This window comes from Sulfitobacter sp. D7 (assembly GCF_003611275.1).
GTDB classification, from domain to species: Bacteria; Pseudomonadota; Alphaproteobacteria; order Rhodobacterales; family Rhodobacteraceae; genus Sulfitobacter; species Sulfitobacter profundi.
Genome location: NZ_CP020694.1, coordinates 2,803,108 through 2,825,438, shown reverse-complemented (window position 1 = coordinate 2,825,438; position 22,331 = coordinate 2,803,108). Strand labels below are relative to the sequence as shown.

The following is a 22,331-nucleotide window of genomic DNA, read 5'->3' as shown; positions in this document are numbered from 1 at the left end:
GATATAAAAGTGGCCGCGCATGCCCGTGGTTTGGTTGGAGATGCCAGAACGCTCTCTGTGCTGCTTCCGGAAGGGTCACGTGCCAATCTTGAACCGGTCGCGGCGGTGTTTACGGAGCGAACCGGGGTGAAAGTCGACCTTCAAGAGGTGCATGTCGATCAGATCAACGCGGAGCTAATGCTAAATAGTGTACTTGGGGAGGCGAAATATGACGTTGCCCTGCCTGCGACCTTTGGGGTGGCAGACCTCGTTGCCGCAGGGGCAATCCACGCTTTGGATGACTACGCCGCACGCTATGAGCCGACGGGATTTCGCGACCCTATGCTCTATCAGGAAGGGGATAGGTTTGACGGTCAGAACTATGGTTTCCAAACAGATGGCGACGCCTATGTGATGTTTTACCATCGCGAAATGCTTCACGATCCGGATGAGCAGGCGCGCTATGCGGATCGTTTTGGTTATTCTCTCGCCATGCCAGAGACTTGGGTGGAGCTGGATCGGCAAATACGTTTTTTTCATGCGCCAGAAGCGGGTCGATATGGCGGGTTGTTGTTTCGCACGCCGGGGTATCTGGCGTGGGAGTGGTGGATTCGATTTCACGCCAAAGGGTATTGGCCGTTGTCCCCCGATATGACCCCGCAAATCGCTGAAGACCCGGGTGTAGCGGCGTTGGAGGAATTGATTGCGATTTCAGACAGCCTCGTCCCCGATACCTCTAGCCTTGGGCTGTTTGAAAACTGGGCGCGATACGCGAAAGGCGATGTCTATTGCAATATTGGCTGGGGCGGTACGCAGAAATATCTAAATTCTCCCCGGTCGTTGATGAGAGGGCGGATGATTTACGGCCCGACGCCCGGTGGGAAGGTTGGGGGGGAACTCCTTGCAACACCCTATTTCAACTGGGGGTGGAGCTTTGTGGTCAGCGCAACATCGGCACAGAAGGAACTCGCCTATTTATTTGCCCTATTTGCCGTCACACCTGAGATGTCGACACTGGCCGTTCGGCAGGCAGATGGCTTTTTCGACCCTTACCGAAAGGAACACTACAGCGATCCGGGCGTAGAAGATGCTTATTCAAAATCGTTTCTTAAGGTACATCGCGCGTCGCTTGACGGGGCAATTCCAGATTTCTACCTAAAAGGGCAATCTGAGTATTTTCAGGCTTTAGGAAGAGGATTGGATCGGGCGCTGCAGGGCGAGGTTGCGCCGAAAATAGCCCTGAGCCGTGTGGCGCAGCAGTGGCAGCTTATCACCAGCCGGGCGGGGCGGGAGAGGCAAATACAAAGATGGGCGCGCCTTCGTCGAAAGTATCCGCCAAATGCGCGGCGTTTGCTGAGGGATATCACGTAATGGCAGCTTTACTCTTCGATCCGGCAGGTGCGGGGCTCTGTCCAACGGTCAAGCGTAGGGCGTTAGTAATATGACCCATCCCCAGCTATATTCGTCACTCGACGTTGAAATCCCTTTGGGGAAACAGCCAAATACGGCGCCGGACGCAGAGGAGTTTATCCATTTGGTAAGCCATGATCTGCGCGGTTCCATCCGCGCGCTATTGGAACTGCCAGAATGGATTGCCGAGGATATCGAGGAGTCTGGGCTTGAGGTAAGTCCTTCGGTGCATAGTTCCATTACTTTGATGAAGCGGCATACGCAGCGTTTGGATCGGATGCTGTTCGATCTGTTGCAGTATTCCCGCGCAGGGAAGATGGCGAATATACAAGAGGTTAGTCTCCAAGAGAAATTCGATGCTGTGGTAAAGGAAATTGGTCCGTCCAGTGGTTTCCGGATCGATCATGACTTTGGTTGCGGCTCATTTCTTATTGATGAAGCAGACCTTCACACGCTCTTTTCGGCATTGATCGGAAACGCGATCAAGCATCATGATAAGTTTTCAGGAAGGGTCGAGGTGGCGGCATGGCGCGAAGGGTCTGCCCTGATGTTGACCGTTTCAGACGATGGGCCGGGGATTCATCCGCGATTTCACGAGCGTGTTTTCAAGCCGATGACCACGTTGCGATCCCGGGACGAGGTGGAAGGCTCCGGGCTTGGGCTGGCTTTGGTTCGAAAAATCGCTGGGAATTATAACGGACATGCCCGTTTGATTTCGACCGGTGCCGAACGCGGTGCGTTGGTAGAGGTGCGTTTGGAGGGAGGCAATATAGGCAGTGCAACATGAAACCCGAATGACCCTAGCAAAGGCATCTGGTTTCACCTGTCGGAATGATGCGCTGATTGTATCGCTTCATCCGATCGCGCTGGTCAAATCGAGGGGGTTTGTCATCACGACCCAGTTAGATTGCTATGTAGAGGAAAATCAGCGCTTGGCGCAGCTGGGTAGGGGGGCTAAGCGAATGGTCATGCAGCTTTTCCTTCTCTCCGCTCTCACCATGTGCGCTTTTGCGGCAAACTCCATTTTAACGCGGATGGCGGTAGACGGAGGGCATATTGATCCTGCGGGCTTTGCGCTTGTTCGCGTCGCCGCAGGTGCTCTGGTTTTGGGGGTCATGGTGGCGCTACGGGGCGGACGGCTGTCTCTCTTGCGAGCCAACAGGATCGGCGGCGCTGTCAGCCTTGCTGTCTATATGATTGGTTTTAGCCTCGCTTATCTAACGTTGGATGCCGGGCTCGGCGCGCTTATTCTTTTTGGTGTCGTGCAGATTACCATGTTTACCTACGCCGCGATGACCGGCGCGGCCCCCACCGCGCGGCAAATCACAGGCGCCGCCGCGGCCTTCGCCGGATTGGTGCTTGTTCTTTGGCCGGATGGGCAGGGTTCGACAGATATCATCGGCGCTGGGTTGATGGTCGCCGCGGGGATGGGCTGGGCCGCCTATACGATCATTGGTCGCACATCGGGCGATCCCTTAGCAGCGACTTCGGCGAATTTTCTGCTTTGCCTGCCTTTCATGCTTATCCTGCCTGCTTTGACAGGGTCGCATTTCAGTATGACGGGCCTGCTGTTGGGCGCGCTTTGCGGTGGGGTAACTTCGGGCCTTGGGTACGCATTGTGGTATGCGGTGCTGGCCCGGATCGACGGTGGCACGGCGGCGGTGGCACAGCTTAGCGTGCCGATCATCGCCATCCTTGCTGGCGCGCTGCTTTTGGGCGAACCGCTGAACCTCACGCTGATTATCGCAACGACGTTGGTCCTGGGCGGGATTGCTTGGGCGATCAGCGCAAGATCGGCTCCAACGGATCGTAGGTGATCGCCGCCTCCGCCGGACCAAAGGCGACCGCGCCAAGGCTGCCGGGCTTGTGTGGAATCTGCGCCAATTCGGATTTGGTGACCCATTGATGTCGGGTGACGATGGCTTCGTGATCCTTCCAGTCTGATGCGATCTGGGCGGGGCCGATGATATGGCACCTGAAATAGATATCCACCTGATGAAAATCGCCGCTGGGGTCGTGAAATTCGTTGACCAGACAGGGGGCGCCGACCGAGATTGTCAGGCCCGTCTCTTCGAACACTTCGCGGCGCAGGTTGTCGGGCACGGAGGCGCCGGCCTCTACTCCACCGCCGGGGGCGCACATCAAACCCAGTCGATTGTCGGCATAGGCATTGACCAGCAGGAGGCGGTCCTCGTGCAACAAGACAGCGCGGGCGGCTAATCGGGGGCAGGGGCGGGGCATCGGCATACTTTCGTCAGGTAACGCGGCAAGACCATTTCACAGTCCCGCCAATCAGTCTATCTGGAGGGCATGATGAAACCTCTCACCTTGCTGATCGCCGCGATTTGGCTGACAATCCCTTTGCCTGCGGCGGCTGAAACGGCTGCGGGCCGCTGTGTTGTATTGCTGCATGGGCTGGCACGAACCGAGATGTCTTTCGCTGTTATGGAAGCCGCCTTGGCCGCCGAAGGATACCGCGTGGTGCGCCCCGGCTATCCCTCGACCGAAGCCAATATCGCAGAGTTGACCAAGCAGACCTTGCCACAGGCTGTTGCCGCTTGTGACACCGCGCAGATTGATTTCGTGACCCATTCTATGGGTGGTATTCTGGTGCGCAAATGGGTGGCAGAGGCTGGCGCCGACCGTGTCGGCCGCGTGGTGATGCTGGGGCCGCCCAATCACGGCAGCGAAGTGGTCGACGAGTTGGTCGAGAACCCCGCCTTTGAGTGGTTGAACGGCCCGGCCGGGGCCGAGATCGGCACCGGGGATGGGGCGCTCCCGAACCAATTGCCGCCTGTGCCGTTTGAGTTGGGCGTGATCGCGGGGTCACAGTCTCTAAACCCGTATTTCTCAAGCCTTTTGCCGGGTCCGGATGACGGGAAGGTCTCGGTCGCGTCGACCCGTGTGGCGGGGATGAAAGAGCATATCGTTTTGCCCGTGACCCACACTTTCATGATGAACAACCCGCGCGTTATCGCCCAGACCATGGCGTTTTTGAGAACCGGCAGTTTTGACCGGTCGATGACCTTTATCGATGGCGTATTGAACGCGATTGGCTGCCCCGAAGGCGGGTGCCTGCCGGGGTTGGGAGGGGACGATGCCAAACCTTGACCTGATGAACGCAGAGGTCCTGCATCCCGAAGGGCTTAGCCGCGCGCCGCTGTCTTTTGCCGAGGGGGTGATTAATGACCGCCCGGTGGGGCGGAGCGTTGATTTAACCGGCTTCCAAGTGCTGCCGGGGATTGTCGATCTGCATGGCGATGCGTTCGAGCGGCATTTGGCACCGCGCCGCGGGGCGATGAAGCAGCTTTCCGAAGGGCTGGTCGCCGCAGAGGCGGAACTGGCGGCCAACGGCATGACCACGGCTGTTTTGGCCCAGTTCGTCAGCTGGGAAGGCGGCCTGCGGGGGCTGGGATTTGCCGATCAGGTCTTTAGCGGCATCCGCGACACGGCGCCGGAATTGGTCACTGATATCCGCCCGCAGTTGCGCTTTGAGACCCATATTCTCGACCTCTACGACAGTCTGCCGCGGCGTATGGCGGAGTGGGGCGTGGGCTATGTGGTGTTCAACGATCACTTGCCGCATGACCGCTTGGCGGCGGGTAGGATGCCGAAACGGCTGGTGGGGCAGGCGCTGAAGGCCGGGCGTAGCCCCGAGAGCCATCTGGCGCAGATGCAGGAGATGCACGCTCGGCGCGATGAGGTGCCAGCGGCCTTGGATCGACTGTGCGCAGAACTGGCGCAGCGCGGGGTCAAGATGGGCAGCCATGATGATCAGACCGCCGAGGGGCGCGGTCTGTGGCGGGCGCGGGGTGTGACACTGGCAGAATTCCCCGAAACGCAGGAGGCCGCCGAGGCCGCGCATGGGGCGGGCGATGCGGTGATCATGGGCGCGCCCAATGTGGTGCGCGGCGGGTCGCATAACGGCAATCTGTCGGCGCTGGACCTGATCAGCATGGGGCTGTGTCACGCCTTGGCGTCAGACTACCATTACCCTTCGCCGCGCCGTGCCGCCCTCATGCTGGCGCAAAGCGGGCTGCTCGACCTTGCGGGGGCATGGGCGCTGGTCTCATCCGGGCCGGCGCAGGTGCTAGGGCTTACCGATCGTGGCACGCTGGCGCCGGGCAAGCGCGCCGATATCGTTGTGTTGGACAAGGCCACAGGCCGCGTCGCCGCCACTTTCGTGGCGGGGCGGGTAAGCTTCATGTCCGGCGCGGTTGCGGAGCGTTTCGTCGCCTGACCTCAGGCGTGAATGATCTGGTTCACATGGCCCATCTTGCGGCCCGGTTTCACCTCGGCCTTGCCGTAGAGATGCAGCGCTGTGTCGCGCGCGCGGGCAAGCTCTGGCACGCGGTCCATATCGTCACCGATGAGGTTGGTCATCACCACATCCGCATAGCGCTGACCATCGCCCAAGGGCCAGCCCGCGACGGCGCGGATGTGCTGCTCGAACTGGTCGATCGCGCAGCCATTCTGGGTCCAATGGCCCGAGTTATGCACCCGTGGGGCGATTTCGTTCACGATCAGCCCCTGCGGGGTGACGAAAAGCTCAACCCCCATGACGCCGACATACTCAAGCGCGTTAAGCACCCGACCGGCCAGAAAAACCGCATCGGTGCGCTGCGCGTTGCTGATCTTTGCCGGGACGGTGGTGGTGTGCAGGATGCCATCGCGGTGGACGTTCTCACCGGGATCGAAACAGGCGACTTCGCCCGTGGCGCTGCGCGCGGCGATGACGGAAATCTCGGCGCTAAAATTCACGAACCCTTCGAGCACCGAAGGCGCGCCGTTCATCTCGGCCCAAGCGGTGTCGAGGTCGGTATCGTCTTTCAGCCGCGCTTGGCCCTTGCCGTCATAGCCGAAACGTCGGGTCTTGAGGATTGCGGGCGTGCCGATCTGCGCCACGGCGGCCTTCAAAGTCGCGGCGTCGGTGACATCGGCAAAAGGCGCCACCCGCAAACCAAGGTCACCGAGGAAGGTCTTCTCGGTCAGCCGGTCTTGGGAAATGCGCAGGGCTTCGCGGCCCGGACGGAGCGGGGTGATCGCCTCAACCACGTCGAGCGCCTCGGTTGGGATGTTCTCAAACTCGAAAGTGACGATGTCACAGGCGCGGGCGAAAGCCTCTAGCGCGCTGTGGTCGTCATAGCCTGCGGTGGTCACCGCATGGGCCACATCGGCGGCGGGCGGGTTGGCGCCCGGCTCAAAGATATGGGTGCGAAAGCCAAGCCGCGCGGCGGCGACCGAGAGCATGCGCCCCAGTTGACCGCCGCCCAGAATGCCGATGGTGGCGCCGGTTTGCAGTGGCTCAGTCATGCGGCACCTCGGGGATTGAGGCGCTAAGCGCGTCGCGCCAATCGTCCAACCGCTTGGCCAGTTCCGCATCTTGCAAGGCAAGGATGCCCGCCGCCATCAAGGCCGCATTGGCCGCGCCTGCGGCACCGATGGCCATGGTCGCGACCGGAAAACCACGCGGCATCTGCAAGATGGAATAAAGCGAATCCACACCCGACAGCGCTTTGGTTTGCACCGGCACGCCAATCACCGGCACGCGGGTTTTGGAGGCCATCATGCCCGGCAAATGCGCCGCACCGCCAGCGCCTGCGATAATCACTTGCAGGCCACGGTCGACGGCCGTTTTGCCATAGTCCCACAGCCGGTCGGGCGTGCGATGCGCAGATACGATGCGCGCCTCAAAGGGGATGTTAAGCTCTTCCAGCAGGGTTGCTGCTTCGCGCATGGTGGCCCAGTCGGACTGGGACCCCATGATGATGCCAACCGGGGGCGTGGTCATTGCGCAGGGCCTTCTCTTGGTGGATCAGAGCGCGCACTATACCCATCCCGGCCCATGTGGCAACGATGATTGCCGCAGGCAACAGAGATCAAAGTTTAGGCGATGATATCGGGGGTCAGGCGGTCTTCGATCTGGGCGATAAGATCCTTGAGCCGCAGCTTGCGCTTTTTCAGCCGCTGCAGGGTCAATTGATCGCCAGTTCCTTTTTCAACAAGAGCGTGGATGGCGTCATCCAGATCGCGATGTTCCCGTCGGAAGACTTCAAGTTCAACACGCAGCACTTCATCCGTTTTCATCGACAGATCGGTAGGGGCATTCATGGGTAGGTGATTCCGTTGGGCATCTGAACCTTGAATATAAGCGCTTGAGATCATTTGGCATAGCCCTTGCGCCCCTGCTTAAGCCCCCCCATATTCAATGCAACGGGTTGCCGGTTGCGGGGCCTGTGAAACACTGTCGCTTGACCTGATAAGGACGTGTCGCATGACGAAACTAACGCTTGCCTCTTACCCTCACATGCTGGGGTTTGAACAATTGGAACGGGTGCTGGAACGCAGCGCCAAGGCCGGAAACGAAGGTTATCCGCCGTTCAACATCGAGCAGACCTCTGATTACAGCTACCGGATCACACTGGCGGTTGCGGGTTTTTCGGAACAGGATCTCTCGATAACAGTTGAGGATAGACAGCTCGTGATCCGTGGGCGTCAGTCTGACGATGGCGAAGACCGGGTGTTCTTGCACCGTGGGATCGCTGCGCGACAGTTTCAGCGCTCGTTCGTACTGGCCGATGGGGTCGATGTGGGCGAAGCCGTTATGGAGAATGGTCTGCTGCATGTCGACCTGACCCGCGCCAAGCCTGAAACAGTGGTTCAAACCATCAAGATCAAGAAGGGGTAACATCATGCAAGACGCAATCACCCACGGAAATGACCGTATGGTCTATGTCAAAACCATCGCTGTCGCTGATCTGCCGCGCGAAGTGCGTGATCAAGCCGAGGGGCTTGAACTTCTCTATGCGGTCCATGATGCCGAAGGGCAGCAATTGGCGCTGGTTGGCGATCAGAAGCTCGCATTTTCGCTGGCACGTGAACACGACTACCGCCCGGTTATGGTGCATTGACGCCGACATTCACGACGATACGCTAAGTCCGATGCAAGGCCGCAGTCCGCTGCGGCCTTTTGTTATTGGGAGCGGGCGTATGGATTTCGATTTCGACTGGGTGGATGCTTTCACCGATCAGGTCTTTGGGGGCAACGGCTGTGCCGTGGTGCATGGCGGGGCGGTGCTGCCTGATGCCATTTGCACGGCCTATGTGCGTGAGACATCTTTGGTAGAATGCACCTTTACAGGGCCGTCCGAGATCGCAGACTTCAAGGTGAAATACTACCTCGCCAGCCGAGAGATACCCTTTGCCGGCCATCCGACCATCGCCACCGTCGCGGCCCTGCGCCATCGCGGGCTGATCGGTGAAGGGCCGCTGCGGCTGGAGACGGGCGCGGGTATCGTGGAGATAGAGGTCCGCGGTGCCCAGATCGCAATGACCCAGATCGCGCCGGTTTTCGGGGTCGAAGTGCCTGTTGATCTCGTCGCAGACGTGGGCGGTTTGGAACCGGCCGATATCATCGGGCAGCCGCAGGTGGTCTCTACCGGGTTGCCCTTTTGCATCACGGTCTTGCGCAGCCGCAGGGCGCTGGAAAGGCTGAAACTCGATCCCCGGGCGCTGGCGGATTACAACACCCATCTGGGGCAAGACAGCGATATGATGGAGCCTTTTTGGGTAACACTCGACGGCGCAACTTCGGCGGGCGATACCTATGCGCGGCTGCTATTGGCCCCGCCCAGCCCCGCCGAAGACCCTTTCACCGGATCGGCAACAGGCGCGATGGCGGCCTATCTCTGGGCGCGGGGGCTGATCGATAGCCCCCGATTTGTCGCCGAACAGGGGCACCTCATGGGCCGTCCGGGGCGGGCAGAGGTCGAAGTGCTGGGCCCCCGCGATGCGATCTCCGGGGTGCGCGTCGCGGGGCAGGGGCGTGTGGTGATGTCGGGGCAGGTCTTCATGCCGGAAACGGCCTGACCCAAACGCAAAACGCAGCCCCGAGGGGCTGCGTTTCCATTCTAGGAAGGCCGAGCGGTTTAACCCGCGATCAGCCCCATGTTTTCGAGCTTCAGCAACACCTGATGCGCGCAGTTGTCGACCTCGACGTTCTCGGTTTCCAACACCAGTTCGGCGTTCTGCGGCACGTCGTAGGGGTCAGAAATGCCGGTGAACTCTTTGATCTTGCCTTCGCGCGCCAGCTTGTAGAGCCCCTTGCGGTCGCGGCGCTCGCACTCTTCGATGGAGGTCGCGACATGGACCTCTACGAAGGCGCCGAAGTTCTCCACATCCTCACGCACCGCGCGACGGGTGGTGGCATAGGGCGCGATCGGCGCACAGATGGCGATGCCGCCGTTCTTGGTGATCTCTGACGCGACATAGCCGATGCGGCGGATGTTCAGATCGCGGTGCTCTTTGGAGAAGCCCAACTCAGAGGAAAGGTTTTTCCGCACGATGTCACCGTCCAGCAGCGTCACAGGGCGGCCGCCCATCTCCATCAGCTTGACCATCAGCGCGTTGGCGATGGTGGATTTGCCCGAGCCGGAGAAACCGGTGAAGAAGACGGTGAACCCCTGTTTGGAGCGCGGCGGCGAGGTGCGGCGCAGTTCCTTGACGACCTCGGGGAAGGAGAACCATTCGGGGATCTCCAGCCCTTCGCGCAGGCGGCGGCGCAACTCGGTGCCTGAGATGTTCAGGATGGTGACATCGTCTTTGTCCTTGATCTCATCCATGGCCTCATATTGGGCGCGTTCCTGCACCCAGACCATATGTTTGAAATCGACCATTTCGATGCCCATTTCCTCCTGATGCGCGCGGAACAGATCCTGCGCATCATAGGGGCCATAGAAATCTTCGCCGGCGGAGTTCTTGCCGGGGCCAGCGTGGTCGCGGCCGACGATGAAGTGTGTACAGCCGTGGTTCTTGCGGATCAGCCCGTGCCAGACGGCCTCACGCGGGCCAGCCATGCGCATGGCGAGGTTCAAGAGGCTCATCGAGGTGGTGGCGGCAGGGTATTTATCGAGCACCGCCTCATAGCAGCGCACGCGGGTGAAGTGATCGACGTCGCCGGGCTTGGTCATGCCGACGACCGGATGGATCAGCAGGTTGGCCTGCGCCTCACGGGCGGCACGGAAGGTGAGTTCCTGATGCGCGCGGTGCAGCGGGTTGCGGGTTTGGAAGGCCACGACGCGGCGCCAGCCCAGCTTGCGGAAATAGGCGCGCAGCTCGTTAGGCGTGTCGCGGCGCGCGCGGAAATCATAGTGCACGGGCTGCTGGATGCCGGTCACCGGGCCGCCGAGATAGACGTTACCGGCCTGATTGTGCAGGTAGTTCACCGCCGGATGCGCATCGTCATCCGCGCCAAAGACCTTCTCGGCCTCGCGTGCCTTATTGGGGGTCCAACGGTCGGTGATGGTCATGGTCGCAAGGATCACGCCCTCTTGGTCGCGCAGGGCGATGTCCTGACCCAGTTCCAGCTTTTCGGCGAAGGCTTCGCTGACGTCGAGGTTGATCGGCATGGGCCAAAGCGCGCCATCCGCCAGGCGCATATTCTCGACCACGCCGTCATAGTCTTCCTCGGTCAGGAAACCTTTGAGCGGGTTGAAGCCGCCGTTCATCAAAAGCTCCAGATCGCAGATCTGACGCGGGGTGAGATCAAGGCTCACCAGATTGCCGGCTTCGATCTTCAGTTTCTGCGCAGACTCGTAAGAGACATAGAGTTCGGGGATCGGCGTCAGGTTGCTAGGCATCATAACTATCACTTTTCTTCAGGGGGCAGGCGGCTTCGGTATTGGCTGCCATAGCTGCAAAAGGCGTAAAAAGTCTATAGTTCTAGGGGGAATCGTATCGTTAAAGGCTGTTATCCCGCGATCTCGGGATGGCCTGCAATTCGGGTGTGCAAGGGCGGCGGAAACCAGAATTATCTCCGCCGCGCCTTCGGTTGACTTAAACGTCTTCCTTCACTTCGGCCCCATAGCCAAGCGGAAGGGAGGTGTCTTTGCCCTCAACATCGCCCACTTCGGCCAGAAAACGCTCAGCTTCCAGCGCGGCCATGCAGCCCATGCCAGCGCTTGTCACCGCTTGGCGATACTTGTGGTCCGTCAGATCGCCCGCGGCAAAGACGCCGGGAATAGAGGTTTCGGTGCTGTCCGGTTTGGTCACGACATAGCCGCCCATGTGGGTTTCCAACGTGTCCTTAACCAACTCATTCGAGGGCGCGTGACCGATGGCCACAAAGACACCTTTGGCCGGGATATCAGTGATTTCGCCGGTCTTAACGTGTTTAACCTTCACACCTTCGACGCCCAGCGGGCTGTCGGTGCCATAGACTTCCTCAAGCTCGTGGAACCACAGCGGCTCGATCTTGGGGTTCTTCATCAGCCGGTCGATCAGGATTTTCTCAGCGCGCAGCTCATCACGGCGGTGGATCAACGTGACCTTGGAGGCGAAGTTGGTCAGAAACAGCGCCTCTTCCACGGCGGTGTTGCCGCCGCCGATCACCACAATCTCTTGGCCCCGGTAGAAAAAGCCGTCACAAGTGGCGCAGGCCGAGACGCCGAACCCTTTGAACTTTTCCTCGCTCTCCAGCCCCAGCCATTTGGCCCGCGCACCGGTGGCAAGGATCACAGCGTCGGCGACATAGGTCGTGCCGCTGTCGCCTTTGGCGTGGAACGGGCGGCTTGAGAGGTCAAGATCGGTGATGATGTCGCCGATGATCTCGGTGCCCATCGCCTTGGCGTGGTCCTGCATGCGGATCATCAGGTCGGGGCCTTGCACCTCGCTGTCGCCGGGCCAGTTCTCGACCTCGGTGGTGGTGGTCAGCTGGCCGCCGGGCTCAATCCCTTGAACGAGGATCGGCTCCAGCATGGCGCGGCTCGCGTAGACCCCGGCGGTGTAGCCCGCAGGGCCGGAGCCGATGATCAGTACCTTGGTTTTACGTGTCTCGGCCATCTGGCGCCCCCGGGCTGTCATTGATATTGCCCGCCTCATATAGCGATAGCGGGGAAGCCGTTAAACCCCCACCGTCACCGCCCTGCCATTACGCTTGCGTGAGCAGGCGGCTGGATCGGCTGGATGGTGTGAGACAAAGAATATTGCGCCTGCGTGAAACTTTATTGCGCGTACCACGCAGGCTGCTATAAGAATCGAAAATTCACTGAGGATGATATGGCGGGTACACGACTAGATCCGATCGACCGGATGATCTTGGCCGAATTGCAATCGGATGGCCGGATGACGAATGTCGAACTGGCCAAGCGCGTGGGCATCTCTGCGCCGCCCTGTTTGCGCCGGGTCCGCACCTTGGAAGAACAAGGCTACATCAAAGGCTATCACGCCGATGTTGATGCGCGCGAACTGGGCTTTGAGGTGCAGGTTTTCGCCATGGTCGGACTTGCCAGTCAGGCCGAGGCCGATCTGAGCGCTTTTGAAGAGAAATGTCGCGGTTGGCCGTTGGTGCGCGAGTGCCATATGCTCAACGGTGAGGTTGATTTCATCCTGAAATGCGTGGCGCCGGACCTGTCGAGTTTTCAAAGCTTCCTCACGGGGCAATTGCTGACGACGCCGAATGTGGAAAGCGTAAAGACGAGCCTTGTGATCCGTGGGGCCAAGGATGATCCCGGCGTGCCCTTCGACGTGCTGGAAGCGCGGCTGTCGACCGCGCCCTGAATCAGTCCTTTGGGCTGTCTTCTGTGGTTTCAGGCGCGCGGGGATGGGCGAGGGGGCCGAAATCCGTCGCATGCGCGATCTGCGGAAACATTGACAGAAACCGATCCCGAAGGTTGGGCGCGGCGTCGCGCAGAGCCTGTGCACCGGGGTGAAAGGTCTCCATCTCCAACCCGCCTGCCTTGATCGCCGCATGGCGCGACAGGCAGATATGGAACAGGCGCACCGGGGTCGGCGGGGCGACCTCAATCACGTTGACCCCATCCAAAAACGCGCGAACCGGGGTCAGCATACGGGTGCTGCCCGCCTCTGCCCGCAGGTGAGGCGGCGTTTGTAGCACCCGTGCGGCGGGACCAAGGGTGAGGAACGAGCTGGGGCGCCCCTCTCCGAAACTGTCGGGCATGATGCGGAGCAGCGAAAGCCGCCGCCCGCTGTCCGCCGGGATGAAGCTGCTGGACCCGATCCAGATCAATCGCGCCGGTTCCCCCGATGAGGTATTGATCATGTCGCCGGGCTGAAGGTCCTCAATGGCGATGTCGCCCTGCACCGTCTGGATCAGCGTCCCACGGGCGAAGGCCGCAAAGGCGGATTCGAAAAGCGGCGCGGCGGGCGCAGTGTCTTGCCCGATATAGAGCGAACCATCGGCGCGCAGGGCGGCAACTTCATAGCTGCGCATTGGCGCAGGCGGCGGAACTTCAAGATCGGTGGCGGCGGTCTGTGTCATGCAAAACCCCTTATCTACCCGGCGCAGCGGGGCGGAACGCGGCCCTTTTGGGCGCGGACTGACAGGTAATTCGCCATGTTCTGCCGGAATTGTCAAAATATCCGGGATATTCACAGCCCATCCCGCGCCAATTTCCGCTAAAACCGCGGTATGTTTCTTGGCTCGGCTCTTGGCTGCCATATTTGCATGAAAACGCCCCCCGAGACGAATCAACGTCCAGAGGGGCGTTCATTTGTACCGAACGCTTTGGCGCCGGTACCGGGGGAAACTTTTCAGGCGGTCTTGCGGACCGGGGCGTTGCCAGCGCGCTTTGCGATAAAGGCGGCGCGGCGCGCGCCACGCGCCCATGGCATGACGGTGTCCGTCTTTGCAGCAGTCTCGACGACGGACTTGATGAAGCGCGGGTTCTTTTTCATGGCTCGGTTCCTCTTCGGTCATGCGGGCATCGTTCCATTCACTATCGCAGCGCAATCGGGCCGGTTTTTGACGATTGGTGAGAAACTTGCGCGAATTTGACGGCTAAGTTGGGCGCTTTGGGGCGCGTAGGCCACAATCTATAAAGTGTTTAAAATCCTACAGTTATCGCCAGCTCAGGAAACAATTGAGCAAACCGGATGCGATTACGTCCAGTCTGGCGACAGTAATGCGGCATGAAACTGGCGACCCTCGCCCCAATCTCGCCCCGTTCAGAGCGTGATGGCCGAGAGCAGGCGGCCATAGTCAGCCTCTTTGGCGTGGGTCGTGCGCCGGTAGGAATAGAATCGCGAGGCGTCGGCATAGGTGCAATGCCGCGTCCATTCCGCATGGCCCACACCCGCCGCGCGCAGACGGTTCAGGCCAAAGCCCGGCAAGTCGAAATGCAGACGGTCACCTTCGCCTTGGGCAAAGTAACGGGCAAACTCTGGGTCGGCGCTCATGAAGTTGTCAAGAAACTCTGGCCCGACCTCATAGGCGCGCTGGCTGATCGAGGGGCCGATCACCGCAGTGATCTTTTCGCGCGTGGCGCCCAGATCAACCATCGCATCGACGGTCGCCTCAAGTATCCCATCAAGCGCGCCGCGCCAGCCCGCATGGGCCGCGCCGACCACACCGGCCTGCGCATCCGCAAAGAGCACGGGCTGGCAGTCGGCGGTCAGGATCGACAGGGCGATGCCGGGGGTTTTGGTCACCAGCGCATCGGCGCGGGGCTTGTCGTCGCGAGGTTCTGTCACGGTGACGACGGTGGCAGAGTGGACCTGATGCACCCCGACAAGGTGGTCAGCGGGCAGGCCCATCGCCTCGGCAGCGCGGGCGCGGTTGATGCGCACAATCTCGGACTGGTCCGAGCTGCCGCTGCCGCAGTTCAGCCCGGAAAACACTCCCGATGACGCGCCGCCACGGCGGGTGAAGAACCCGTGCCGCAGAGGGGCAAGCGCATCGGATGTGAGAATTTCGAGCGTCATACTTCTGTCCCCGGGGGCGGGGTCTGACCTTTTTGGTAGAGCCCCATTACTTTGAACAGGTTTCCCATTTCCGCCGGGTGCGTCAACCGCCGATGTGCGGCAATGTGGCTGCCAAGCGCGTCACCGGTCAGGAGTTCGGCCAATTTCTGCGCGCGGGGGGTGATGCCCAAACGCTCAAGAAAAACGCCTTGGGTGACGACGCGGCTATGGGGGCAGGGGCAGGCGAGGGCGAGCGCCTCGAAATCGACATGAGCGGTCAGATCGGCATGGCCCGGGCTGGCCAGCGGGTCTACGGGGGCGTGATTCTGCAAGGCTTGCAGGGTGTCGCCCAAGGCCCGCCAATCGCCATAGTCGACGATCAGTGCGGCGCCGCCATGGGCTGCGATGCGGCTGCCGATCTGTTGCATGATCTCTGCCGCTGGGGCGCAACGCTCGACCAGATCGCCGTCCTTCGTATCCTCCAGCCGGTGCGTGAGGGCGGGCTGCGGGGTCACGGGCCCAAGGCCGAAGGCCAGCGCGCCCTCTGCCGCGCCGACCCGCCGCTCCGCCCAGCCTGCGCCTTGGCGGATGAACTGGCGGATCGGGAGCGCGTCAAAAAACTCGTTCGCAATCAGGAAAAGCGGCGCATCGGGCAAGTCTGCAGCGCTATCCAACCAAGTGATGTCATGGCCTTGCAACGTCTCACGCTGCACGTCGCGCAGAGCGGGGGAGGCTTCGACCAGCGTAATCTTCGCAGCGGCCAGAAATCCCGGCACCTGCGCGCAGGCGCGCAGCATATCGGCCATCAATGTGCCGCGCCCCGGCCCAAGCTCGGCCAACGTGAAAGGCGCGGGCGCACCCTGATCCAGCCAGCTTTGCGCCAGCGACAGGCCGATCAACTCGCCAAACATCTGGCTGATCTCCGGCGCCGTTATGAAATCCCCCTCTGCGCCAAAGGGCGCGCGGGTCGTGTAATAGCCCCAGTCGGGATGCAGCAGGCAGGACTGCATATAGTCGTCCAGCCGCATCGGCCCTTCCAAGGCAATCCGCGCCAGCAGATGGTCCTTCAGGCTCATGCCTGCCGCCGCGCCCGAATGATCAAAAAGATGCCTACGGCGATCATCGGCAGCGACAGGATCTGCCCCATGGTCAGCCCCCAGCCGCCGATATGCCACGCCAGCCCCAGTGGGTTGCCGGGGGTGACGAATTGCGCATCTGGCTGGCGCAGGAACTCAACCGCGAAACGTGCCGCGCCATAGCCCGCGAGGAAGGTGCCGCCGATCAGGCCGGGCATTTTCAGCGCACCGCGTTTCCATGCCATCCAGATCAGCACGCCGCCCAAGACCAGCCCCTCCAGCAGCGCCTCATAGAGTTGCGAGGGGTGCCGGGCGCAGATGCCGGCCACGTCGGGGCAGAACTGCGCTGCCTCGCCGGGGAAGGCCACGCCCCAAGGCAGATCGGTCGGACGGCCCCAGAGCTCGGCGTTGATGAAATTCGCCAGCCGCCCCAGAAACAGGCCCGGCGCCAACCCCAAACACACCATATCTCCGGTCGAGATCACCGGGATGCGATGCCGCCAAGTATAGAAGAGCCCGGCCAGAATGACCCCAAGCGCCCCACCATGGAAGGACATGCCGCCCTCCCAGAGCTGCAAGATGGCGGCGGGGTTCGACAGGTAATAGGCCGGTTGGTAAAACAGCACATAGCCCAACCGTCCGCCAAGAATGACGCCCAGAATGACCCAAAAGAGCAGGTCCTCGACCTGACCGGGCTTCATGACGGGCGTGTCATTCTTCCACAGTTGTGGGCGTTTGACCGCCGCGGTGGCGATGCGCCAGCCCAGCAGAATGCCCACGATATAGGCCAGCGCATACCAGCGCAGCGCGAAGGTGGCACCAAACAGGTTAACCGAAAAAATTTCCGGCGCGATATCGGGGAAGGGGAGCATGGCTATCATGGTGCTGATTGAGCAAGGCCACGCGGGGAAGTCAACCTTGCGAGTAAGAGCTTCGCGCCCCATATAGAGGCTAACAAACCTCCGGAGGCCAGACATGCAGACCCGTAACAAGTTTTTCGATGACGTCTCACAGATGATGACAAACGCGATGGGCGTCGCCCAAGGTGCCAAGGATGAGGCCGAGACTGCCATGAAGGGCATGCTCGACCGTTGGCTCGCTGATCGTGATTTTGTCACCCGCGAAGAATTCGACGCGGTGCGTGCCATGGCGCAAAAGGCCCGCGAAGAGAACGAAGCGCTGAAAGCGCGGCTCGACAAGCTCGAAACCAAGGGCTGAGGCCCGAGCCCAGGCCACATCTGATCTGCCGCCCCCAAGGTTGGGGCGGCGATCCTCCGCGCCGACTGAGGCTAATTATGCCCCGGCGCAGCACCTCTCTCCAAATTGTAGACGTTTTCCACGATTTACCCACAAGTTATTGCGGTTATCCCCTATCAATTGTGGTTATCCCCAAGAAAAACCTTGCCAGACTGTTCCGCTGGAAGCACCATATCTTGTATAGGTGATGTGAACCTACACGCCTATTTGTGCAGGCTTCCATGAATGGTGGGCCACGTCCCGCCCCGTGGAACAGATTGAGAGGTGGCGAAATGGCCCTGTCCGAGCATTACCTTGAAGAAGACGTTCACCCGATTGATATCGTTGAAAATATCGCGGCGCACCATGATTGGGAGTTTGACCGCGTGGCGGATGACCAGATCGCCATGGCTGTCGAAGGCCAATGGCGAACCTATTCGATCACGCTGGCATGGTCTGCCTATGACGAAACGCTGCGCCTGATTTGCACCTTCGAGATGGAGCCGCCTGCCGAAAAACTGCCTCAGCTTTACGAATTGTTAAACCTCGTCAACGATCAATGCTGGGCGGGGGCGTTCAGTTTCTGGCCGGATCAGCAGTTGATGGTCTACCGTTACGGCTTGGTGCTGGCCGGTGGGCAGGTCGCGGGGCCAGAGCAGATTGATACGATGATCGGTGTCGCTGTCATGAGCGCCGAACGCTATTACCCGGCGCTGCAATTGCTCGTCTGGGGCGATCAAACCCCCAAGGCCGCGATGGACGTCGCCATTGCAGAGGCTTACGGCCGGGCGTAACAAAGTCCCCGAACAACTTCGGGGGATGAAGATGAAAGACGGCAGAGTGGCGCGCGACGGCTTGGTTTTGCTGGGCTGTGGCAAAATGGGATCGGCCATGTTGGAAGGCTGGCTGGCAAAGGGACTGCCTGCAAGCTCGGTTTGGGTGGTGGACCCCAAGCCCTCCGATTGGCTGCAAAGCGCGGGCGTGAACCTTAACGCCACGCTGCCTGCCGCTCCGGCCGTGGTGCTGGTGGCGGTCAAGCCGCAGATGATGGCGGATGCGCTGCCGACGCTTCAGGCGATGGGCAACGGCGAGACGCTATTCGTCAGCGTCGCAGCGGGCACCACCATCGGCTATTTCGAAAGCGTCCTTGGCGGCGACACACCCATCGTGCGGGCCATGCCCAATACCCCCGCCGCCATCTCCAAAGGGATCACCGCCATCGTTGGCAACGCCAAGGCGGGCAGCCGGTCTTTGGATGAGGCCGAGACCCTGCTCAGCGCCGTGGGTGAAGTCGTGCGTCTGACCGAAGAGGCGCAGATCGACGCGGTCACGGGGGTCAGCGGCTCGGGCCCAGCCTATGTCTTTCACATGATCGAATGCATGGCCGCCGCCGGTGTGGCCCAAGGCTTGCCCGAAGAACTGGCCATGCAATTGGCCAAGGCGACCGTGGCCGGGGCAGGGGCGCTGGCGATGCAGGCCGAAGAAGACCCCGCCCAGCTTCGCGTCAACGTGACCAGCCCCAATGGCACCACCCAAGCGGCGCTTGAGGTGCTGATGGATGAGGCCGAGGGCTTCCCGCCTTTGTTGAAACGCGCCGTGGCCGCTGCCGCAGACAGATCGCGGGAGTTGGCCAATGGCTGAGATCACTTTCGACGATTTTCTGAAGGTCGACATTCGCGTCGGCACCGTGACCCGGGCCGAAGCCTTCCCCGAAGCGCGCAAACCGGCGATCAAACTCTGGGTGGATTTCGGCGCTGAGATCGGGGAGCGTAAGACCTCTGCCCAGATCACGGCGCATTATACACCCGAAACGCTGGTGGGGCGGCAGGTCATGGCCGTGGTGAACTTCCCCGCGCGCCAGATCGGGCCTTTCATGTCCGAAGTGCTGGTGCTTGGCCTGCCGGATAAGGACGGAGAGATCGTGCTGTTGTCGCCCGATCAAAAGGTGCCCGAAGGAGGGCGGATGCATTGAAAAAGATACTGATTGCCAGACCCTTGCCCAAAGAGGTCACCGTCACCTTGACGGGCTGCGAAGTAACCGTTCGCGAGGAAACCGCCCCCCTCTCGGCCGATGAAATGCGCGCGGCTTTGCGCGACTATGACGGGGTAATGCCGACCTTGGGGGATGTATTCTCGGCCGAAGTCTTTGCCGATGTGCCCGTTCCGCGCTGCAAGATCCTCGCCAATTTTGGCGTCGGCTATAACCACATCGACGCGGCAGCGGCCCGCGCGGCGGGGGTGGAGGTAACTAACACCCCCGGCGCGGTCACCGATGCGACGGCGGATGTCGCCATGACGCTGATGCTGATGTCCGCCCGCCGCGCCGGCGAAGGGGAGCGGTTGGTCCGCTCGGGCGCGTGGGAAGGGTGGCACCCGACCCAGATGCTGGGGCTGCACCTGACCGGCAAGCGGGTCGGCATCGTCGGCATGGGCCGGATCGGGCAGGCCATCGCGCGGCGGTGTCACTATGGGTTCGAGATGCAGGTCAGTTATTTTAACCGCAGCGCGAAGGAGTTGGATTTCTCGGCCACCCGTGTCGAAAGCCTGACTGCGCTGGCCGAGGCCGTGGATGTGCTTGTCGTTGCCGTGCCCGGCGGCGGTGCCACGCGGCATTTGATCGATGAGACCGTGCTCGGCGCGATGCAGCCCCATGCGCATCTGATCAACATCGCCCGCGGCGATGTGGTGCAGGAGGCGGCGTTGATCGCGGCCTTGCAAGCGGGGCGCATCGGTGGCGCCGGGCTGGATGTCTATGAATTCGAGCCCAAAGTGCCGCAGGCGCTGCGGGATCTCGACAATGCTGTGCTGCTGCCGCATCTGGGCACGGCGGCGCATGAGGTCCGCGTCGATATGGGGCTGATGGCTGTGGCCAATCTACAAGCCTTCATTGACGGAAGCACCCCGCCGAACCGGGTTTAGCCATCGCCCACGGCGGCGCGCCAGTGCTTGCGGCAGAGTGAGACATAGGTCTCGTTCCCGCCGATCTGCACCTGCGCGCCGTCGCGCATCGCTTGCCCTTCGGCGTCGCGGCGCACGACCATTGTGGCCTTCTTGCCGCAATGGCAAATGGTGCGCACTTCGCGCATCTCATCGGCCAGCGCGAGCAGCGTGGCAGAGCCGGGGAAAAGCTCACCACGGAAATCGACCCGCAGCCCAAAGCACATGATCGGCACGCCCAGATCATCCACCGCGCGGGCCAGTTGCCAGACCTGCTCGACCTCAAGAAACTGCGCCTCATCGACAAAGATACAGGCGCAGGGGCCTTGCTCTAACCGGCTTTCGATCTTGGCCAAAAGGTCTTCGCCCGGGGCAAAAGTATCGGCCTCTTGCCCGATGCCGATGCGCGAGGCGATGCGCCCTTCGCCTGCGCGATTGTCGAACTGCGCGGTCAGCAAAAAGGGCACCATCCCGCGCTCCACATAGTTATGCGCCGCCTGTAGCAGCACAGTGGATTTGCCAGCGTTCATGGTGGAGTAATTGAAGTAGAGCTTTGCCATGGGCAGGGTGTTACGCCGCCCATGACAGCGGATCAAGATAGAAACCCCGCCTCGATCTCGCTGGCGGGCGGGGCAAGGCGCGGGCGGTTAACCGCGCTTTTTGACGATGACCGATCCGACGGAATAGCCCGCGCCGAAAGAGCAGATCAGCCCCGTGTCCCCGTCTTGCAGGTCATCGGAATTCTTTGCGAAAGCGATGATCGACCCAGCGGAGGAGGTATTGGCGTAGTCTTGCAGAATGTTGGGCTGTTCGCCTAGCTCAGGCTCCCGGCCCAGCACCTTGCGCCCAATGAAATCGTTCATCGATTTGTTCGCCTGATGCAGCCAAATGCGTTTAAGGTCGTCGGACTCCAGCCCATTGTCGGCCATATGCCCGCCGATATGATCGGCCACCATGGGCAACACTTCCTTAAACACTTTGCGCCCATTCTGCATGAACTGCATATCGCGTCGGTCGCTCAGCCCGTCGGGGCGGGACCGGCGGAGGAAGCCGTTGTTGTTGCGGATGTTGTTGGAGTACTCAGTCGCGCAGCGGGTTGAGATGACTTCGAAACAGGGGCCTTCGACATCTTCGGCACGCTCCAGCAGCGTGGCGGTGGCGACATCGCCAAAGATGAAGTGGCAATCCCGGTCGCGCCATTCGAGGTGGGCGGAACAGATTTCCGGGTTCACCACGAGGGCAGAGCGGATGGAGCCGGAGCGGATCATATCGGCCGCCGCCTGAATGCCGAATGTGGCCGAAGAACAGGCCACGTTCATGTCGAAGGCAAAGCCCTTCACGCCCAGAAGCTCTTGAATTTCGATGGCCACGGCGGGGTAGGCGCGCTCAAGATTGGAGGCCGCGCAGATCACCGCATCCACATCATCGGCGGTCTTTCCAGCGGCGGCGAGCGCCTTTTGCGCAGCATCAACGGCCATTTCCGCCATCAGGGAGGGTTCCTCATCCGCGCGCTGGCGCAGCAGGGGATGCATGACATTGGGGTCCAACACGCCGGATTTGTCCATGACATAGCGCTGCTCGATACCGCTGGCCTTGACGATGAACTCTTCCGAAGAATGCGCCTTGGCCTCTAGGGTGCCCGCGCCGATCGCCTCGGCATTCTCGGCGTTGTAGAGGTCGGCATAGGCGTTGAAGGCTTCGACCAGTTCGGCGTTGGTAATGGTTTGCTGAGGCGTGAAAACGCCCGTGCCGGTGATAGCGGCTTGATACATCGGTGTGATCCCTTTCTCTCCAACGGCGTGGCTGGTCTACTAAAGCTGAGCAGCCCCGGTGGAATTGCAAGGGGCCGTTGTCATGGTCGGCGCACGCTGACGCAGGGGGCAGCAAGGTGCAGGTTCCATACTTTAGCGAAACCGCGCGGGACTTGCCACGGCTTTGAGGTGGCAGGCGTGTGAATGCCGCTACAGTTGAAAAATTTGGTCGCCTATGACGATA

Annotated in this window: 27 protein-coding genes; 14 read left to right on the top strand and 13 right to left on the bottom strand. The window is 61.0% G+C overall.

Annotated features, from left to right (window positions below; translation table 11 throughout):
- Positions 1–9 precede the first annotated feature (9 nt).
- From B5M07_RS13675 to B5M07_RS13665, 3 genes are all read left to right on the top strand, one after another.
- Positions 10–1,350: an extracellular solute-binding protein gene (locus tag B5M07_RS13675; RefSeq protein WP_254693930.1), complete on the top strand. Its 1,341-nt coding sequence runs from the start codon at positions 10–12 to the stop codon at positions 1,348–1,350.
- 70 nt (positions 1,351–1,420) lie between these two features.
- Positions 1,421–2,176: a sensor histidine kinase gene (locus B5M07_RS13670; protein WP_120351718.1), complete on the top strand. Its 756-nt coding sequence runs from the start codon at positions 1,421–1,423 to the stop codon at positions 2,174–2,176.
- 181 nt (positions 2,177–2,357) lie between these two features.
- Positions 2,358–3,206, top strand: coding sequence for a DMT family transporter (locus B5M07_RS13665; protein WP_120352273.1), 849 nt, complete (start codon positions 2,358–2,360; stop codon positions 3,204–3,206).
- On the opposite strand, the gene B5M07_RS13660 is transcribed toward B5M07_RS13665, so the two are convergent.
- Positions 3,172–3,636, bottom strand: coding sequence for an NUDIX domain-containing protein (locus B5M07_RS13660; protein WP_120351717.1), 465 nt, complete (start codon positions 3,634–3,636; stop codon positions 3,172–3,174). The two genes, B5M07_RS13665 and B5M07_RS13660, sit on opposite strands and share 35 nt — an antisense overlap.
- Positions 3,637–3,699: 63 nt before the next feature.
- Here B5M07_RS13660 and B5M07_RS13655 point away from each other — a divergent pair, with 63 nt between their 5' ends.
- Positions 3,700–4,500: an alpha/beta fold hydrolase gene (locus B5M07_RS13655; RefSeq protein WP_120351716.1), complete on the top strand. Its 801-nt coding sequence runs from the start codon at positions 3,700–3,702 to the stop codon at positions 4,498–4,500.
- Positions 4,487–5,629: an alpha-D-ribose 1-methylphosphonate 5-triphosphate diphosphatase gene (locus tag B5M07_RS13650; RefSeq protein WP_120351715.1), complete on the top strand. Its 1,143-nt coding sequence runs from the start codon at positions 4,487–4,489 to the stop codon at positions 5,627–5,629. The genes B5M07_RS13655 and B5M07_RS13650 overlap by 14 nt, the downstream gene beginning before the upstream one ends.
- A gap of 2 nt (positions 5,630–5,631) precedes the next feature.
- On the opposite strand, the gene B5M07_RS13645 is transcribed toward B5M07_RS13650, so the two are convergent.
- The 3 genes from B5M07_RS13645 to B5M07_RS13635 all read right to left on the bottom strand — a co-directional run bounded on the left by B5M07_RS13645 (position 5,632) and on the right by B5M07_RS13635 (position 7,500).
- Positions 5,632–6,702, bottom strand: coding sequence for a 5-(carboxyamino)imidazole ribonucleotide synthase (locus tag B5M07_RS13645; protein ID WP_120351714.1), 1,071 nt, complete (start codon positions 6,700–6,702; stop codon positions 5,632–5,634).
- Positions 6,695–7,180, bottom strand: a complete 486-nt coding sequence (purE, locus tag B5M07_RS13640) for a 5-(carboxyamino)imidazole ribonucleotide mutase (protein ID WP_201721935.1) — start codon at positions 7,178–7,180, stop codon at positions 6,695–6,697. The genes B5M07_RS13645 and purE overlap by 8 nt, the downstream gene beginning before the upstream one ends.
- 95 nt (positions 7,181–7,275) lie before the next feature.
- Positions 7,276–7,500, bottom strand: a complete 225-nt coding sequence (locus B5M07_RS13635) for a YdcH family protein (protein ID WP_007119020.1) — start codon at positions 7,498–7,500, stop codon at positions 7,276–7,278.
- Positions 7,501–7,663: 163 nt separating this feature from the next.
- Between B5M07_RS13635 and B5M07_RS13630 the strand changes: the two genes are divergently transcribed.
- The 3 genes from B5M07_RS13630 to B5M07_RS13620 all read left to right on the top strand — a co-directional run bounded on the left by B5M07_RS13630 (position 7,664) and on the right by B5M07_RS13620 (position 9,258).
- Positions 7,664–8,077, top strand: coding sequence for an Hsp20 family protein (locus B5M07_RS13630; protein ID WP_067267324.1), 414 nt, complete (start codon positions 7,664–7,666; stop codon positions 8,075–8,077).
- A gap of 4 nt (positions 8,078–8,081) precedes the next feature.
- A complete protein-coding gene (locus tag B5M07_RS13625) occupies positions 8,082–8,300 on the top strand; it encodes a DUF1150 family protein (RefSeq protein WP_007119022.1) in 219 nt (72 codons plus the stop codon).
- A gap of 79 nt (positions 8,301–8,379) precedes the next feature.
- Entirely contained in the window at positions 8,380–9,258 is an 879-nt protein-coding gene (locus B5M07_RS13620) for a PhzF family phenazine biosynthesis protein (RefSeq protein WP_120351713.1), read from the top strand.
- 59 nt (positions 9,259–9,317) lie between these two features.
- Here B5M07_RS13620 and B5M07_RS13615 read toward each other — a convergent pair whose 3' ends face one another.
- On the bottom strand, positions 9,318–11,030 hold the full coding sequence (locus B5M07_RS13615; RefSeq protein WP_120351712.1) for a bifunctional sulfate adenylyltransferase/adenylylsulfate kinase: 1,713 nt from the start codon (positions 11,028–11,030) through the stop codon (positions 9,318–9,320).
- Positions 11,031–11,223: 193 nt separating this feature from the next.
- The gene (gene trxB, locus B5M07_RS13610) at positions 11,224–12,228 is read right to left on the bottom strand and encodes a thioredoxin-disulfide reductase (RefSeq protein ID WP_120351711.1); all 1,005 of its coding nucleotides are present in this window, start codon (positions 12,226–12,228) and stop codon (positions 11,224–11,226) included.
- A 216-nt stretch (positions 12,229–12,444) separates the two neighbouring features.
- Between trxB and B5M07_RS13605 the strand changes: the two genes are divergently transcribed.
- The gene (locus B5M07_RS13605; protein WP_040700523.1) at positions 12,445–12,945 is read left to right on the top strand and encodes an Lrp/AsnC family transcriptional regulator; all 501 of its coding nucleotides are present in this window, start codon (positions 12,445–12,447) and stop codon (positions 12,943–12,945) included.
- A gap of 1 nt (position 12,946) precedes the next feature.
- Here B5M07_RS13605 and B5M07_RS13600 read toward each other — a convergent pair whose 3' ends face one another.
- From B5M07_RS13600 to lgt, 5 genes are all read right to left on the bottom strand, one after another.
- Positions 12,947–13,666 (bottom strand): Hint domain-containing protein, encoded by a 720-nt coding sequence (locus B5M07_RS13600; RefSeq protein ID WP_120351710.1) that lies wholly within the window; start codon positions 13,664–13,666, stop codon positions 12,947–12,949.
- A gap of 272 nt (positions 13,667–13,938) precedes the next feature.
- Positions 13,939–14,082, bottom strand: a complete 144-nt coding sequence (locus B5M07_RS19485) for a hypothetical protein (protein ID WP_162931872.1) — start codon at positions 14,080–14,082, stop codon at positions 13,939–13,941.
- A gap of 270 nt (positions 14,083–14,352) precedes the next feature.
- Positions 14,353–15,108 (bottom strand): peptidoglycan editing factor PgeF, encoded by a 756-nt coding sequence (gene pgeF, locus B5M07_RS13595; protein ID WP_120351709.1) that lies wholly within the window; start codon positions 15,106–15,108, stop codon positions 14,353–14,355.
- Positions 15,105–16,163: a class I SAM-dependent methyltransferase gene (locus tag B5M07_RS13590; RefSeq protein WP_120351708.1), complete on the bottom strand. Its 1,059-nt coding sequence runs from the start codon at positions 16,161–16,163 to the stop codon at positions 15,105–15,107. Before B5M07_RS13590 ends, pgeF begins: the two co-directional genes overlap by 4 nt.
- Positions 16,160–17,044, bottom strand: coding sequence for a prolipoprotein diacylglyceryl transferase (lgt, locus tag B5M07_RS13585; protein ID WP_120351707.1), 885 nt, complete (start codon positions 17,042–17,044; stop codon positions 16,160–16,162). Before lgt ends, B5M07_RS13590 begins: the two co-directional genes overlap by 4 nt.
- Before the next feature lie 94 nt (positions 17,045–17,138).
- On the opposite strand from lgt, the gene B5M07_RS13580 reads away from it, so the two are divergent.
- From B5M07_RS13580 to B5M07_RS13560, 5 genes are all read left to right on the top strand, one after another.
- On the top strand, positions 17,139–17,381 hold the full coding sequence (locus B5M07_RS13580) for an accessory factor UbiK family protein (protein WP_067622764.1): 243 nt from the start codon (positions 17,139–17,141) through the stop codon (positions 17,379–17,381).
- A gap of 311 nt (positions 17,382–17,692) precedes the next feature.
- Entirely contained in the window at positions 17,693–18,193 is a 501-nt protein-coding gene (locus tag B5M07_RS13575; protein ID WP_120351706.1) for a YbjN domain-containing protein, read from the top strand.
- A gap of 31 nt (positions 18,194–18,224) precedes the next feature.
- Complete coding sequence (proC, locus tag B5M07_RS13570; protein ID WP_120351705.1) at positions 18,225–19,040, top strand: pyrroline-5-carboxylate reductase; 816 nt, start codon at positions 18,225–18,227, stop codon at positions 19,038–19,040.
- A complete protein-coding gene (locus tag B5M07_RS13565) occupies positions 19,033–19,371 on the top strand; it encodes a tRNA-binding protein (protein WP_067935119.1) in 339 nt (112 codons plus the stop codon). The genes proC and B5M07_RS13565 overlap by 8 nt, the downstream gene beginning before the upstream one ends.
- Positions 19,368–20,318 carry a 2-hydroxyacid dehydrogenase gene (locus tag B5M07_RS13560; RefSeq protein ID WP_120351704.1) on the top strand — a complete coding sequence of 317 codons (951 nt, stop codon included), beginning with the start codon at positions 19,368–19,370 and terminating at the stop codon, positions 20,316–20,318. Before B5M07_RS13565 ends, B5M07_RS13560 begins: the two co-directional genes overlap by 4 nt.
- On the opposite strand, the gene B5M07_RS13555 is transcribed toward B5M07_RS13560, so the two are convergent.
- Positions 20,315–20,896 carry a thymidine kinase gene (locus tag B5M07_RS13555; RefSeq protein WP_120351703.1) on the bottom strand — a complete coding sequence of 194 codons (582 nt, stop codon included), beginning with the start codon at positions 20,894–20,896 and terminating at the stop codon, positions 20,315–20,317. The two genes, B5M07_RS13560 and B5M07_RS13555, sit on opposite strands and share 4 nt — an antisense overlap.
- Before the next feature lie 87 nt (positions 20,897–20,983).
- Positions 20,984–22,108 (bottom strand): beta-ketoacyl-ACP synthase III, encoded by a 1,125-nt coding sequence (locus B5M07_RS13550; RefSeq protein ID WP_120351702.1) that lies wholly within the window; start codon positions 22,106–22,108, stop codon positions 20,984–20,986.
- Between the last annotated feature and the right edge of the window lie 223 nt (positions 22,109–22,331).